The organism is Streptomyces avidinii (assembly GCF_014650695.1).
Lineage (GTDB): Bacteria > Actinomycetota > Actinomycetes > Streptomycetales > Streptomycetaceae > Streptomyces > Streptomyces avidinii.
Genome location: NZ_BMVL01000020.1, coordinates 53,125 through 68,226 on the forward strand (window position 1 = coordinate 53,125; position 15,102 = coordinate 68,226).

At 73.1% G+C, this 15,102-nt stretch carries 13 protein-coding genes; 10 read left to right on the forward strand and 3 right to left on the reverse strand.

The features are described from left to right. Nucleotides 1-64: 64 nt before the first annotated feature. A complete protein-coding gene (locus IE257_RS34665; protein ID WP_189973817.1) occupies nt 65-1,327 on the reverse strand; it encodes a TerD family protein in 1,263 nt (420 codons plus the stop codon). Between the two features lie 267 nt (nt 1,328-1,594). Next, nucleotides 1,595-3,118, reverse strand: coding sequence for an aldehyde dehydrogenase (NADP(+)) (locus IE257_RS34670; RefSeq protein WP_189973818.1), 1,524 nt, complete (start codon nt 3,116-3,118; stop codon nt 1,595-1,597). A gap of 127 nt (nt 3,119-3,245) precedes the next feature. Between IE257_RS34670 and IE257_RS34675 the strand changes: the two genes are divergently transcribed. The 10 genes from IE257_RS34675 to IE257_RS34720 all read left to right on the forward strand — a co-directional run bounded on the left by IE257_RS34675 (nt 3,246) and on the right by IE257_RS34720 (nt 13,612). Beyond that, nucleotides 3,246-4,028, forward strand: coding sequence for an IclR family transcriptional regulator (locus IE257_RS34675; protein WP_189973819.1), 783 nt, complete (start codon nt 3,246-3,248; stop codon nt 4,026-4,028). Between the two features lie 153 nt (nt 4,029-4,181). Beyond that, nucleotides 4,182-5,171 (forward strand): hypothetical protein, encoded by a 990-nt coding sequence (locus IE257_RS34680; RefSeq protein ID WP_229920840.1) that lies wholly within the window; start codon nt 4,182-4,184, stop codon nt 5,169-5,171. After that, nucleotides 5,168-6,487: a sensor histidine kinase gene (locus IE257_RS34685; protein ID WP_189973820.1), complete on the forward strand. Its 1,320-nt coding sequence runs from the start codon at nt 5,168-5,170 to the stop codon at nt 6,485-6,487. Before IE257_RS34680 ends, IE257_RS34685 begins: the two co-directional genes overlap by 4 nt. 107 nt (nt 6,488-6,594) lie before the next feature. Further along, on the forward strand, nt 6,595-7,215 hold the full coding sequence (locus tag IE257_RS34690) for a response regulator (RefSeq protein WP_229920845.1): 621 nt from the start codon (nt 6,595-6,597) through the stop codon (nt 7,213-7,215). Between the two features lie 62 nt (nt 7,216-7,277). Further along, the gene (locus tag IE257_RS34695) at nt 7,278-8,726 is read left to right on the forward strand and encodes a peptidoglycan D,D-transpeptidase FtsI family protein (RefSeq protein WP_189973821.1); all 1,449 of its coding nucleotides are present in this window, start codon (nt 7,278-7,280) and stop codon (nt 8,724-8,726) included. Nucleotides 8,727-8,789: 63 nt separating this feature from the next. Beyond that, a complete protein-coding gene (locus tag IE257_RS34700; RefSeq protein ID WP_189973822.1) occupies nt 8,790-9,290 on the forward strand; it encodes a GNAT family N-acetyltransferase in 501 nt (166 codons plus the stop codon). 68 nt (nt 9,291-9,358) lie between these two features. Continuing rightward, entirely contained in the window at nt 9,359-10,066 is a 708-nt protein-coding gene (locus IE257_RS34705; protein ID WP_189973823.1) for a DsbA family oxidoreductase, read from the forward strand. 70 nt (nt 10,067-10,136) lie between these two features. Then, nucleotides 10,137-11,198 carry an aminotransferase class V-fold PLP-dependent enzyme gene (locus IE257_RS34710; RefSeq protein ID WP_189973824.1) on the forward strand — a complete coding sequence of 354 codons (1,062 nt, stop codon included), beginning with the start codon at nt 10,137-10,139 and terminating at the stop codon, nt 11,196-11,198. 30 nt (nt 11,199-11,228) lie between these two features. Beyond that, entirely contained in the window at nt 11,229-12,356 is a 1,128-nt protein-coding gene (locus tag IE257_RS34715) for an amidohydrolase family protein (RefSeq protein ID WP_189973825.1), read from the forward strand. Between the two features lie 326 nt (nt 12,357-12,682). After that, nucleotides 12,683-13,612, forward strand: a complete 930-nt coding sequence (locus IE257_RS34720; RefSeq protein WP_189973826.1) for an SCO1860 family LAETG-anchored protein — start codon at nt 12,683-12,685, stop codon at nt 13,610-13,612. Between the two features lie 193 nt (nt 13,613-13,805). Here IE257_RS34720 and IE257_RS34725 read toward each other — a convergent pair whose 3' ends face one another. Continuing rightward, on the reverse strand, nt 13,806-15,047 hold the full coding sequence (locus tag IE257_RS34725) for a CapA family protein (RefSeq protein ID WP_229920841.1): 1,242 nt from the start codon (nt 15,045-15,047) through the stop codon (nt 13,806-13,808). Nucleotides 15,048-15,102 lie beyond the last annotated feature (55 nt).

The window sequence follows — 15,102 nt, forward strand, 5'->3', positions numbered from 1 at the left end:
GGATTACGCGTGGCATCCATCACCCGCAATCCGTGGCGGCAGCCGTATGTGCCCGCCCACCTGCTCAGAGTGCCTGCGCGGCGGGCTTCACCATGCCGCGCACTGTGCGCGACTTCACAAAGTCGCCCATGGCAGTCATCTCCCACTCGCCGGAGAACTGCTTGATCAGCTTCGCCATCATCACCCCGGTCTGGGGCTCGGCGCCCGTCAGGTCGAAGCGCACCAGCTCCTCGCCGCTCGCCGCGTCGATCAGCCGGCAGTAGGCCTTGGCGACCTCGGTGAACTTCTGGCCGGAGAAGGAGTTGACCGTGAAGACCAGGCCCGTGGCGTCGGCGGGGATCCGGCCGAGGTCCACGACGATCACCTCGTCGTCGCCCGCGCCCTCACCGGTCAGGTTGTCACCGGAGTGCTTGACGGCGCCGCCGAGGATGGACAGCTTGCCGAAGTAGCAGCTGTCGATGTGGTTGCGCTGCGGACCGTACGCGATGACGGAGGCGTCGAGGTCGATGTCCTTGCCGCGGAACGCGGGCTCCCAGCCGAGGCCCATCTTGACCTGGGAGAGCAGCGGGCGGCCGCCCTTGACCAGGGAGACGGTCTGGTTCTTCTGGAGGCTGACCCGGCCCTTGTCGAGGTTGATCTTCCCGGCGCCGGGAGCGGCGGCCGGGGGTGCGGCGGGCGCGGCCGGGGCGGGCGCGGGAGCCGCGGGCGTGGTGGGGCCGCCGAGCCAGGGGGAGGCCGGGTAGGAGGCCGGCGCGGCCGGGGGCGCGGCCGGCGCCGGGGCCACCGGGGCCGCGGGCGGGGTCACGGCCTGGGGCGGCGCGGGCTCCTCGTCCACGGAGACCCCGAAGTCGGTGGCGATGCCCGCGAGGCCGTTCGCGTACCCCTGGCCGACCGCGCGGACCTTCCACACGCCGCCGCGCAGGTAGATCTCGACGACGACGAGCGCGGTCTCCGTGCCCAGCTGCGGCGGGGTGAAGCCGGCGATCACCGCGCCGCCGTCGGCGTTGCGCACGGTGGCGGTGGGCTCGATGCCCTGGAAGGTCTGCCCGGCGGCGTCCGGGCTGGCCGTGACCACGATCCGCTCGATGCCCGGGGGCACCGCACCGGTGTCCACGGTGATCGAGTCCGGCGTCGAACCGCCGCCGGACCGGTAGCCGACACCGGGCCCGGTGGGCTGGTTGAAGAAGATGAAGTCGGCGTCGGAGCGCACCTTGCCGTCCGCCGCGAGGAGCAGGGCCGATACGTCGAGCCGTACCGGCGCAGCCACGTCGACCGTCACGCGGACGGCATTGAGCGGCAGGTTGGATCCAGGGGTCATAGCGGTCATGCCCGGAGAACGACCGGAGGGGCTTTGCCGTTCCCTTACCCTCGCGGGATATTCGGGATATTTCAGTGCCGATCACGCGGTTGGCCGCGCCCCTGTGCGCGCCCCTGGTTGCGCGGGTGGCTGCGGGCGAGGCGCTCGTTGCCGAACTTGAAAAAACGCCGCGACGGGGGCGGGACGGGCAACGGGATTTCCGGTGCCCCGGCGGGCGGCGTCGCCTGCCGGGACACCGGCACCCGGGACACCGCGGCGCCGGGGCACCGGGACCGTTCAGCCCCCGGTGACCTGGCGCGGCAGCCCCAGCGGGTTGGCCTCGCGCAGCTCCGCAGGCAGGAGGGCGTCCGGTACGGACTGGTAGGCCACCGGCCGCAGCCAGCGCTCGATCGCGGCGCCGCCGACCGAGGTGGAGTGCGAGGTGGCCGCCGGGTAGGGGCCGCCGTGGTGCTGGGCCGGGGCCACCGCGACCCCGGTCGGCCAGCCGTTCACGACGATCCGGCCCGCCAGCCCCGTGACCTGCCCGATCAGCTCGGTGGCCGGACCCGGCGCGCCCTCGGTCTCGGCGGCCGACAGCTGGAGGGTGGCGCTCAGGTTCCCGCCGAGGCGCCCGAGGACCGCGCCCGCCTCGCCCTGGTCGGCGTACCGCACGACGACGGTGACCGGACCGAAGCACTCCTCCAGGAGGAGGTCGTACGCGCCGCCCTCCAGGAGGTTCCCGGCCCCTACGGTCAGGTAGCCCGCCCCGACCGTGTGTTCTCCGCCGGATCCGGGGGTGACGGGGGCGTCGACGCCGGGCAGTGCGGCCCGCTCGCGCACGCCGGCGACGAAGTTCTCCCGCATCCGGTGGTCGAGCAGCACCCCCGGCTCGGTCTCCCCGAGCGCCTTGGTGAGCTCGCCGGTGACCCGGTCGCCGTCCGGGCCCTCGGGGACCAGCACCAGGCCGGGCTTCACGCAGAACTGGCCGACGCCGAGGGTGACCGAGCCGGCCAGCCCGGACCCGATCTCCTCGGCACGTTCGGCGGCGGCGGCCGGGGTGACCACGACGGGGTTGAGGGAGCCCAGTTCGCCGTGGAAGGGGATGGGCACGGGCCGCGCGGCGGCCGCGTCGAACAGGGCCCGCCCGCCCCGGATGGAACCGGTGAATCCGGCGGCGGCCACCAGCGGATGGCGAATCAGCTCCAGGCCGGCGTCGAACCCGTGGACCACGCTCACCACTTCGGCCGGCAGCCCGGTGGCGACCGCGGCCCGGCGCAGCAGCGAGGCGCACAGCTCGGAGGTGGCGGGGTGGTCGGGGTGCGCCTTGACGACCACGGGGCAGCCGGCGGCCAGCGCGCTCGCGGTGTCGCCGCCGGGGACGGAGAAGGCGAGCGGGAAGTTGGACGCGGCGTAGACCGCTACCACGCCGAGGGGGACCTTGTAGCGGCGCAGTTCGGGGCGCGGCGGGCTGAGGGCGGGGTCGGCGCGGTCGATCCGGATGTCGAGGTAGGCTCCGGCGTCCACGGCGTCGGCGAAGGCGCGCAGCTGGCCGGTGGTGCGGGCCAGTTCGCCGGTGAGCCGGCCCGGGCCGAGTGCGGTCTCGGCGTCGGCGGCCTCGATGACGTGGGCGGCAGCCTCGTCGAGCAGTGCGGCGGCGGCGCGCAGGAAGGCGGCGCGGACGGTGGCGTCGGCGAGCGGGCCACGGGCGGCGTGTGCGGCCCGTACGGCTTCGTCCACCTCTTGGGGTGTGGCCTCCACCGCAACCTGTTCGCGCTGCTTCCCGGTGCGGGGGTCCACACTCCAGACTGGTGTCGTTGTCATGGCCCGCTGCCTCCTGGATCGTTCAGTATTCTGAACGCTGTTCCGGTGGATGAATGATCACATCTGCTGTGGACTCTATTTCCGCGTCCTCGGCGTGACAAGAGGCGATCAGAGGGGGAGCAGGCGTATGACGACGGCCGAGTCGGGGATTCCGGTCCAGGCGGCGCCGGTCAAATCGGCGGTGCGGACCGTTCTCCTGCTGGAGCACTTCGCGGCGCGTCCGGGGCTGCACAGCCTGGCCGACATCCAGAGCGACCTGTCCCTGCCCAAGTCCAGCCTCTACATGCTGCTGCGCACGCTGGTGAATCTGGGGTGGGTGGAGACGGACGCGACCGGCACGCGGTACGGCATCGGCGTACGGGCCCTGCTCGTCGGCAGCTCGTACATCGACGGCGACGAGGTCGTCGCGGCCGCCCGGCCCACCCTGGACCGGCTCTCCGACGACACGACGGAGACCATCCACCTGGCCAGGCTGGACGGGACGAGCGTGGTCTACCTCGCCACCCGGCAGTCCCAGCACTACCTGCGGCCCTTCACCCGGGTCGGAAGGCGACTGCCCGTGCACTCGACGGCGCTGGGCAAGGCGCTGCTGGCGACGCACACGGACGCGGAGGTGCGGGGGCTGCTGCCGCCGCGGTTGGAGGCGGTCACCGAACACACCGTCACCGACCGGGAGCGGCTCATCGAGGAGCTGGCGCTGGTGCGCGAGCAGGGGTACGCGGTGGACCGGGAGGAGAACACGCTCGGGCTGCGCTGCTTCGGGGTGGCCGTGCCGTACCGGACGCCGGCGCGGGACGCGGTGAGCTGCTCGGTGCCGGTGGCCCGGCTGACGGGGGAGCACGAGCAGGTCATCAAGGCGGCACTGTTCGAGGCGCGGGACCGGCTGTCGGTGGTCACGCGCCGCATGTGAGGTGGTGCGGGTGCGGGTGCGGGTGCGGGGCTTCGGGTGCGGGGCCTCGGGCGGGGCGCCGGGGGTGAGGCGGGTTGGGCCTCCCCCGCGTGGGGGAGGCGGTTCCCCATCAAGGGGGAGGCGGCGGGGCTGCGCAGCCGCGACCGTCGAGTCATGAACACGCGAGAGGTGCAGACGAGTGGGGTGGCGGACGCGAAACGGCCGTCGCCCTCCCGCCCGGGGGCCGGGCGGCGGATCCTGCGGGCGGTGGCCGTGGTCGCCACCGTGCCGTACGTGGGGCTCAAAACGGCCTGGCTGGCCGGGAGTCACCTCGGGATACCCGAAGGAAGTGTGCTGCGGGAGCCGGGCCCGTTCTTCTTGGCGGCCAATTCGATCACGCTGGCCATGGACGCCTGCGTGATCCTGCTCGCGCTGCTGCTCACCAGGCCCTGGGGCATTCGGGTGCCCGGCTGGCTGCTGACCGTCCCGGTCTTCGTGGCCACCGGTCTGCTGACCCCGATCTTCTTCGCGTTCCCCGGCCAACTGCTCGTACGAGCCGTCGGGTTCGGGTCGGATCCCGTGGTGGAGGCGGCGCGCGAGCCCTTCCTGGACTCCTGGGTGTTCATGGTCGTCTACACCGGATTCATGGTCCAAGGACTCGCCCTGGCCGGGCTGTTCGTGCCCTATGCGCGGGAGCGCTGGGGACAGCGGTGGCAGGGCGTGACGGGGAAGCGGCTGCCGCCGTCCACGGGGGTGGTGGCGGCAGCCGCGGCGGCCGTCGGCCTGGCGGTCGCGGTGGTGTACGGGTACTGGACCTTCGGCGGTACCGCCGGTCTCGGTGCCGGGACGGCAGATCAGTCCGTGGACAGGGCCGTGGTGACCGCGGTCGACGCGATGTGCGCGCTCGTCGCCGGAGCGGGGGCCCTGCTCCTGGCCCGTGGCGGGACGATCCCGGCGCGGTGGCCGCTCGGCCTCGCCTGGATCGGCGGGGCGGCCACGCTGAGCTGGGGGGCCTGGATGACGATCGCCGCGCTGGGACCGCAGTTGGACGGAGGCGAAGGACCTTCCGCCGCAACGCTGTTGATCTACGCTGGCCAGATGATCACGGGCTTGCTCGCCGGCACCGTCCTCCTGCGCTTCCTCACGGCCCGCCGCCCGGCATGAACCGGCTGCTGGGGGCGCGGGCCGGGTGGCGCTGGGTGCACCTGATACTCGGCGGCGCCCTGCTGATGCCGTACTTCCTGCTCGCGCAGGTGGTGGTCGGTGTCGTCGCGGGCGGGGTCAACGCCCTCGACTCCGCCCCGCTCAGCCTCCTCGCGTATGCCCTCTCCCTGCCCCTCGTCGCCGCCACGGCGCTGTTCGGGCCGGTCCGTCCGATGTCGGTGGTCGCTGTCCGGGCCATGTGCGGGGTGCCGGGGGAGGGTTTGGCCGACGGGCCGGCGAGGTCCTGGGCCGCGCGGGTGCGGGCGTCGGCCTGGTGGACCCTGCACCTGGGGACAGGAGCGCTGATCAGCGGTATGACCCTCGCGGTGCCGCCCATGGCGGTCGTGCTGATCGCGGTGCCGGTCGTGGGCCGGCTGGGGGACGTCCGGTTGGGGTACGGCTGGTTCGCCACGGACACCAACCCGTACGCCGCCCCCCTGGTCGGGATCGGTCTGCTGGCCGGGCTGGCCCTGTGCGCCGCCGGGGCCGGGCAGCTGCTGGCCCGGACGGCGCCCGTTCTGCTCGGGCCGACGCCGGCGGACCGGCTGGCCGCGGCCGAGGAGCGGGCCGCAGACCTGGCCGTGCGCAACCGGCTGGCCCGGGAACTGCACGACGCGGTCGGGCACGCGCTGAGCGCGGTCACCCTCCAGGCCGCCGCCGCCCGGCGGATGCTGGAGCGCGATCCCGAGTTCGTACGGGAGGCGCTCGCCGCGATCGAGGACACCACCCGGCGGACGGTGGGCGAGCTGGACGCCGTACTGGGCCTGCTCCGGGACGGGGACCCGGACCGGCCGGACGCCGCGCACGCCCCCACCCTCGCCACCGACCTCGACGGGCTGCTGGCCCGTACCCGGGCCGGCGGCACCACCGTCACCGCGCACCAGGACCCCGGCCCCACCGGGGACTGGGCCGCCCTCCCGGCGATCGCCTCCCGCGAGGCGTACCGGATCGTCCAGGAGGGCCTCAGCAACGCCCTGCGCCACGGGGCGGGCCCGGTGGATCTGCGGATCCGCGTACGGACCGGCTCCGATCCCGGCGTCGGCTCCGACACCGGCTCCGACACCGATACCGACACCGCGTACCGTCGACTGGAGGTCACCATGACCAATCCGCCCGCCGCCCCCGACGACGACCGGGAGCCCCGCACCGGTGGGGGCCGCGGACTGCGCGGCGCCGCGGAACGGGCCGCGCTGCTCGGCGGCAGCATCGAGGCGGGCCCGTACGGCGACGGTTGGCGCCTGCGGGCCGTCCTCCCGCTCACCGGGGACGACCGGTGACCGGGACCGGGACCACGACCACGACCACGACCACGACCACGAGCGGGGCCGGGACAGCCCCCGCGGCCCGGCCGCCGCTGCGCATCGTGCTCTGCGACGACGAGCGGATGGTCCGCACCGCGCTGCGGGTCATCCTGGAGGCCGAAGCCGATCTGGAGGTCGTGGGCGAAGCGGCCACCGGGGCCGCGGCGGTCGCACTGGTCCGGGCGCTCGCCCCCGACGTGGTGCTGATGGACGTCCGGATGCCCGAGATCGATGGCATCCGCGCCACCGAGCAGGTCCTCGCCACCATGGCCGAGCCGCCCCGGATCGTGGTCGTCACCACCTTCGAGAACGACGCCTACGTCTATGACGCGCTGCGCGCGGGAGCCGTCGGCTTCCTCCTCAAGCGGGCCGACCCCGACGAGCTGATCGGCGCGGTCCGGCTCGTCGCCCGCGGCGACTCCCTGCTCTTCCCGGCCGCGGTCCGCTCCCTCGCCGCCGCCCTCACGGCCGGCGCCCCGCCCGCGCACGCACCCTGGGTGGCCCGGATCACCGACCGCGAGGCCGACGTCCTGCGCCTGATGGCCACCGGGCTGTCCAACCACGAGATGAGCGAGCGCCTCGGCGTCGGGCCGCAGACCGTCAAGACGCACGTCGCGTCGGTCCTCGCCAAGACCGGCTCCCGCGACCGCACCCAGGCGGTCATCGCGGCCTACGAGGGAGGCTTCATCATGAAGAAAAGCTGAGAACCCCGCCACAATCGGGGCAGAGCGGAACGGCCGGGACCGCCGGGACGTCCTTCTGGGGGATGAACAAGACGATCAGGCGTGCGTCGGTCTTCTGTCTGCTCCTGGTGCTGGCCCTGCTGGTCCGCGTCACCTGGGTGCAGGCATACCAAGGCCAGGCCCTCGCAGACGACAAGCACAACCGCCGGAATCTCATCGGGCAGTACGAGAACCCGCTGGGCAACATCATCGTGGGTGGGGAGGCGATCACCGGCTCGGTGAAGACGGGCGGAAAGGACTTCGGCTACAAGCGGACGTACGTCGACGGTCCCCTCTACGCGCCCATCACGGGCTACAGCTCCCAGGCCTACGGCACCACCATGCTGGAGGGCATCTACAAGAACGTCCTCAACGGCTCCGACAGCCGGCTGAAGACCGTGATGGACATGCTCACCAACAAGCGGGCCGCCCCCGGCAACGTCCTGACCACCATCGACAAGGACGTCCAGAAAGCCGCCTACGACGCGCTCCAGGGCAAGCAGGGCGCGGCCGTCGCGATGGACCCGAAGAGCGGCGAGATCCTCGCCGTGGTCAACAACCCCTCCTTCGACCCGGGCACCATCGCCGGCGCCAACGACGAGAAGGCCTGGACCGAGCTCTCCGCGGACAAGGGCAAGGCCCTGGAGAACGTGGCGCTGCGCAAGCCCCAGGCCCCCGGCTCCACCTTCAAGCTGGTCACCCTCGCCGCGGCGATCGAGAACGGCCTCGTCACCGACATCGACCGGCAGACCGGCATCGCCGACCCGTACACGATCCCCGGCACCCGCACCCTGCTGCCCAGCGAGGCGGGCTCCGCGGCCTGCAACAACGTCTCGGTGCGCACCGCCCTGCGGCTGTCCTGCAACAACGTCTTCGCCGAGCTCGCCTCCAAGCTGGGCCAGGACAAGATGCGGGCGACGGCCGAGAAGCTCGGCTTCAACGTGCAGATCGACACTCCGGTGCGCACCAACCCGTCGAGCAAGTACCCCTCGAAGAAGATGTCGATCGACCAGGTCGCGCAGACCGGCATCGGCCAGTTCGACGTCCAGGCCACCCCGCTCCAGATGGCGATGGTGACGGCCGCCGTCGAGAACGGCGGCAAGCTCGTCGCCCCGCACATGGTCTCCGAGGTCACCGACGCGGGCGGCAACGTGCTGGAGAGCTTCAAGGACCCGAAGTCCCAGAAGGTCATGGACGAGAGGACGGCCTCCATGATCCGCGACGCCATGCGTACGGTCGCGACCGAGGGCGGCGGCAAGCCGGCCCAGGTGTCGGGCGCCGAGGTGGGCGGCAAGACGGGCACCGCCCAGCGCGGTGTCAACAACAGCCTCGCGCCGCTGGCCTGGTTCACCTCGTACGGCAAGCTGAACGGCAAGCAGATCGCGGTGGCCGTGGTGATCGAGAACTCCGACACCGACCGCTCCGAGATCGGCGGCGGCAAACTGGCCGCCCCCATCGCCCAGAAGATGATGGAGGCGTGGCTGAAGAAGTAGCCACGCGGGCCGCTGGGCCGACGCGCCGGGAACCGCCGAGGGTCCCGGCGCGTTTTCATTCCCATGATCAGAACAGCGCGCACCGCCGACCTCGCCGCGATCGCCGCCCTGCACACCAGGGCCCGCGCCACCTACTACGAGGGCCACATCCCCGAGGAGGCCTATCTGGGGGACGCCGAGATCCAGCGGACCCGGGAGGGCTGGTCCCGGGCCATAGCCCGGGACGCCGCCGAGGGCGGAGTGCTCTGCGCCGAGCAGGACGGCGAGCTCACCGGGGTCGCCGCGTACCGCACGGAGAACGGCGAGACCACCCTCACCCAGCTCCACGTCGACCCGGTCCACTGGCGCCGCGGCACGGGGGCGGCGCTGCACGCCGCCTGCGTGGAGGTCTGGCGCCGGGCCGGAATCGGCCAGGTCCGCCTCGAGGTCTACGAGCACAACCTGCGCGCCCAGGCGTTCTACGCCACCCAGGGCTGGCTCGCGGATCCCGCTGCCGCCCGCTCTGGCAGCCACCGCACCCTCTGGCTGGAGGTGGACCGGGTACCGGCCGCGTCCGGGGAATGAGACGGGCGGATGGGTGGTTGAACCACAAACCGTTTCATCCCCCTGCGAACCCGGAGAGAAGAAGGATCATGCGCGTCGAGATCTGGAGCGACATCGCCTGCCCCTGGTGCTACATCGGAAAGGCCCGCTTCACCAAGGGACTGGCCGAGTTCGCGCACCGCGACGAGGTGGAGATCGTCTTCCGGTCCTTCGAGCTCGACCCGGGCAGTGCGAAGGGGGTCACCGCTCCCGTCGTGGAGATGCTCGCCCAGAAGTACGGCCGCACGCTCGACGAGGCGCGCGGCATGGAGGAGCACGTCGCCGCCAGCGCCCGCGCCGAGGGCCTCACGTACCGCACCGAGGGCCGTGACCACGGCAACACCTTCGACATCCACCGGCTGCTGCACCTGGCCGCCGCCCGCGGACGTCAGGAGGAGCTCCTCGACCTCGCCTACCGGGCCAACTTCGGCGAGGAGCGCTCCGTCTTCGACCCCGAGGTGCTGATCGCGCTCGCCGTCGAGGCCGGGCTGGACGAGACCGAGGCGCGCACCGTCCTCGCCGACGACTCCGCCTACGCCGCCGAGGTGCGGGCCGACGAGCGCGAGGCCGCCGAACTGGGTGCGAACGCCGTCCCGTTCTTCGTCCTGGACCGCCGCTACGGGATCTCGGGCGGGCAGCCGGCCGAGGTGTTCACGCGCGCCCTGGAGCAGGCCTGGGCCGGGCGCGAGGTCGAGGAACCGGCCGCCGGCGCCGAGGCGTGCGAGCCCGACGGGGCGTGCGCGGTCCCGCAGGCATAAGGATTACTTGGGGTGGGCGCAGTGAACCCGGCAATGGACTTTGGGTCGTTCCTGGCGCAGAGTTGACGGCATGGATCTTCCCCTCGCCGAGGCGACCCGTGCCGAGTTCGCCCACACCACCACCTACCTCAACAGCGCCAAGTGCGGGGTCGTCCCGCGTTCCGCCGTCGCGGCCGTACGGGAGCTGGCCGAGGCGGCGGGGGCCGGGCTCCCCACCGGCTTCGGCGACTTCGACCGGGTCAACCGCGCCCGGGCGGCCTTCGCCCGCCTCGTCGGGGTGGGTGCCGACCGGGTGTCCGTCGGCTCGGCGGTCTCCACCCACGTCGGCCTCGTCGCCGCCTCGCTCCCGTCGGGCGCCGAAGTGCTCTGCCCCGAGGGCGAGTTCTCCTCCGTGGTCAACCCCTTCGTGGCGCGCGGCGACCTCAAGATGCGCTTCGCCCCGCTGGAGTCCCTCGCCGAGGCCGTCGGCGCCGATACCGCCCTCGTCTCCCTGAGCGTCGTGCAGTCCGCGGACGGCCGCACGGCCGATCTGGCCGCGGTGCGCGAGGCGGCAACCGCCCACGGATCCCGGATGCTCGTGGACGCCAGCCAGGCGGCCGGCTGGCTCCCCTTCGACGCCTCGCCGTACGAGTACACGGTCGCCGTGGGCTTCAAATGGCTGCTCGGCGTGCGCGGAGCCTCGTACCTGACCGTGTCGCAGGAGGCCCAGCACACGCTGACCCCGCTGCACGCCGGCTGGGTACCGGCGGTGGCCGACGGGGACGCAACCTACGGGCCGATGTCGGGGCTCGCCCCCGGGGCGTGGCGGTTCGACGAGTCCCCGGCCTTCCTGGCCTACCACGCGTCCGAGCTCGCCCTGGCCCTGCTGGAGCGCATCGGCATCGAGGCCGTCCACGCCCACGACACCGCCCTGGCCGCCCGCTACCGGGCCGGACTCGCGCGCCTCGGCCACGAGCCCGTCCCCGGTGATGCGGCCATCGTCTCCGTTCCGGGTCTCGCCGATCGGCAGCCCGCCCTGGAGGCGGCGGGCATCGCCACTTCCGCCCGTGCGGGCCTCCTGCGGGCCTCGTTCCACCTCTACAACACCGAGGCGGACGTGGACCGGTTGCTGGACGCCCTCTCCGCCTCCTGACGCCGCGGGGCCCGCGCGTACAGTGCCGCCATGAGTGATGTGAGCGATGTGCGCGTGGGCGACGTGGGCGGCGCGAGTGACGTGCTGCACGTGAAGGGGCGGGTGCTGGTCGGGCCCGACGAGGTCCGCGACGAGCTCTGGGTGGTCGGTGGCCGGATCTCCTACGAGCGCCCGCGCGGCGCCCGCGAGACCACCACGGTGACCGGCTGGGCCCTGCCCGGGCTGGTCGACGCGCACTGTCATGTGGGCCTGGACTCCCACGGCCCGGTCGACGCCGAGACCGCAGAGCGGCAGGCCCTCGCCGACCGCGACGCCGGCACCCTCCTCATCCGGGACGCCGGATCGCCCTCGGACACCCGCTGGATCGACGGCCGCGAGGATCTTCCGAAGATCATCCGGGCCGGTCGGCACATCGCCCGCACCCGCCGCTACATCCGCAACTACGCCCACGAGATCGAGCCCGCCGACCTCGTCGAGTACGTCGGCCGCGAGGCGCTGCGCGGCGACGGCTGGGTCAAGCTCGTCGGCGACTGGATCGACCGCGACGCCGGGGACCTCGCGGCCTGCTGGCCGCGCGCCGAGGTCGAGGCGGCCATCGCCGAGGCCCATCGGCTGGGCGCCCGGGTCACGGCGCACTGCTTCGCCGAGGACTCGCTGCGCGACCTGGTCGAGGCGGGCATCGACTGCATCGAACACGCCACCGGCCTCACCGAGGACACCATCCCGCTGTTCGCGGAGCGCGGGGTCGCGATCGTCCCCACCCTCGTGAACATCGCGACGTTCCCGAAGATGGCGGCGGGCGGCGAGACGAAGTTCCCGCGCTGGTCGGCGCACATGCGACGGCTCCACGAGCGGCGGTACGACACCGTCCGCGCCGCCTACGACGCGGGCATCCGGGTCTACGTCGGTACCGACGCGGGGGGCTCCCTCCCGCACGGCCTGGTCGCGGCGGAGGTCGCCGAGCTCGTCAGGGCCGGCATCCCGGCGATCGACGCGCTCTCCGCGACGACCTGGGCGGCCCGCGAGTGGCTCGGCAGGCCGGGTCTGAGCGAAGGGGCGCCCGCAGACCTCGTTGTCTACGCCGCCGACCCGCGGGCCGACGTACGTGCGCTCGCGGAGCCGCTGAGGGTCGTCGTGAACGGCGGGATCCGGGCCTGAGCCGGGGCTGAGCCGTGCCCGAGCCAGGTCCGGGCCGGGGCTGAGCCGGGCGTCGGCGCCTTGTTGACGCCGCGTGACGTCGGGAGCCGCCGGTCGTTGAAAAAGGCCGTGTGGGCCCGGCGTCCGTGACGGGCGAGAACTCTCGTTCTTCGTGAGGCGAAACGATTCGAATATCCGCCCGGAAACCACCCTTTGGGGTGAAGTAGCGTCAGGTTGCCCCTCGTTCACCCACAGTGCGTAAAGATTCCGGGGTCGAGACCGTCGGCGCGCGCGATGTCCCCCATTGGCGGCGTGACGGCACCCAACTCCCCGGGGGTACCACCACCGTGAACAGCCATACCTTCCGCATGCCCGCGGCCGTCCTGCTCGCCACGGGAGCGGTCGCCCTGCTCACCGCGCCGCCCGCCTTCGCCACGGGAGGCGGTGGAGCCGGGGGCGAGGGCAGGGCCGGTGCCGTCGTCCTGCGCGCCGGACTGGACGTGGGCCTGCTCAACAAGGCCGTCCACGTCCCGCTGAAGACGACCCTCAACGAGGTCAGCGCCCCGGCGGCGGCCGAGAAGACGGCACTGACCGTCACCCTGGACGGGGTCGAGGGGAACAAGCCGGTCAGTGTGCTGCGCGCCGAGGTGGCCACTTCCAAGGCGACCGCCGACAAGAACCGGGCCGAGGCGGAGGCGAACCTGGCCAAGGCCAAGATCCATGTCCCGGGCCTGCCGCTGCTCTCCCTCGTCGAGGTGGAGAAGGTCACCTCCAAGGCCGTCTGCGAAGCCGGCAAGAAGCCCGTGGCCAGCGCGAACGTCCTCGGGAAGGTGACGGCGCTCGGCAAGAAGGTCACCCTGACGGCGGGCGGTCCGACCAAGGTGGACGTCCCCGGAGTGGGCCAGGTCCTGCTGGAGCTGTCCGGCACGGAGACCACCTCCACCACGGCCGCCGCGGCAGCGCTCCGCCTGAAGGTGTCGGTGAACCCGCTGAACCTGAACGTGGCGCAGGTCGACGGCGAGATCGTGCTCGCCGAGGCCCGCTGCGAGTCCCCGAAGGGCGCGGCGCCGGCCTCGACCCCGCCCGCAAACCAGGACATCAAGCCCCAGACCGCGACGGGCACCGGCGCGGAGGCGTCCGGTGCCCGGGCGAACGCCAACCTCGCCGAGACCGGCGGCGGTTCACTCACTCCCTATGTCGCGGGCGGGGCGCTGACGCTGCTCGCCATCGGCGGGGGCGCGCTCCTGCTCACCCGGCGGGGCAAGGCCGCTTCGTAGGGCGGGCGGGAGCCCCGGGCCACCGCCCGGTCCGCCCGCCCCGGGGAGCACACGGAGGGGAGTGCTCACGGGGTGGCGGGCGCGGGCGGGCGGTGTGCCCGTGCCGGGGAGCACCCGCCCCGAGGAGTACGCGTGCCGAGGAGCACCCGGAGGGGAGTGCTCGGCAGGCGCCGTGCTCGGCGGGACGGGGCGCTCAGCGGGTGGCGTGCTCCAGCCCCTGCTCGCCCGCGCCGCGGGACATCACGGCACCGGTGACCTGCTGGTCGATCCGCGCGTACTCGCTGCGCTTCGTGGCCGGGAGCGAGGCGTCCGAGGCGGCGCAGGAGGCGCAGACGACGCGGAACGGCGGCCCCATGTCCGAGTACTGCGTGAGGTATTCGGCCTTCGCCACCTCCCAGCGGCCCGGATGACCGGCAGCCGGGGCGAAGGTGAACCGGGGGACCGAGGACTGGTTGCCGCGCAGTTTGTCGGCCGGTACGAAGCTGGCGACCTGGTCGCCCATGCCGAAGACCACCCAGGTGCCGTTGATCTTCTCGTAGGGCTGCGGCACGTGGTTGTGCGTGCCGATGACCAGATCGATGTCGGGGAGGCCGTCGGCCGAGCGGGAGGCGGTGAGCGCCTGCGCCAGTTCCTTCTGCTGCTCGTCCGGCGCGGTCTGCCACTCGGTGCCCCAGTGGACGCTGAGCACCACCACGTTCGCGCCCCCCGCCCGGGCCGCCCGGGCGTCTGCGAGGATCCGGTCCCGGTCGATCAGATTGACGGCCCAGGGCTTGTCCTGCGGAAGCGGGATGCCGTTCGTGCCGTACGTGTAGGAGAGCTGGGCGACCTTCGCGCCGCCCGCCGTGAGCAGGGCCGGGGCCTTGGCCTCTTCGGCGCTGCGGGCGGAGCCGACGTGGGGGATGCCGACCCGGTCGAGGTGCTCCAGGGTGCGGGCGAGGCCCTCGTAGCCGTCGTCCAGGGTGTGGTTCGAGGCGGTGGAGCAGCTGTCGTACCCGGCGTCCTTGAGGGCGTCCGCCAGTTGGTGCGGGGCCTTGAAGGTGGGATAGCCCGTGTAGGGGCCGCCGGGGCGCCCGTACGGTATCTCGTGGTGGCATATCGCCAGGTCGGCGGCGGAGACCAGGGGTTTGACCCCCGCGAGTATCTTCCGGAAGTCGTACTCCCCGGCCCGGTCCGCGTCGGCCGCCGACCGCTGCACGATCGAGGGGTACGGGATGATGTCGCCGGTCGCCACCAGCGTGAACGGCTTCCCCGGGGCGGCGGCCTGCGGTGCCTCCGACTTCCCCTGCCCCGGCTCGCCCTGCCCCGGCCCGCCCCGCAGGCGCTGCTCCGCGGCGGGCGCCGCGCCGCTGTCGAGCAGCCGTGGCACGGCGTAGATCCCGCCGCCCACGACCGCCAGCGCGGCCAGCGCCGCGACCGACCTGGCGGATGCCTTCATTTCCGACCCCCGATGTCGTGCCCCGATGCGGGGATCGTCACCCGGTCCCCGCCCC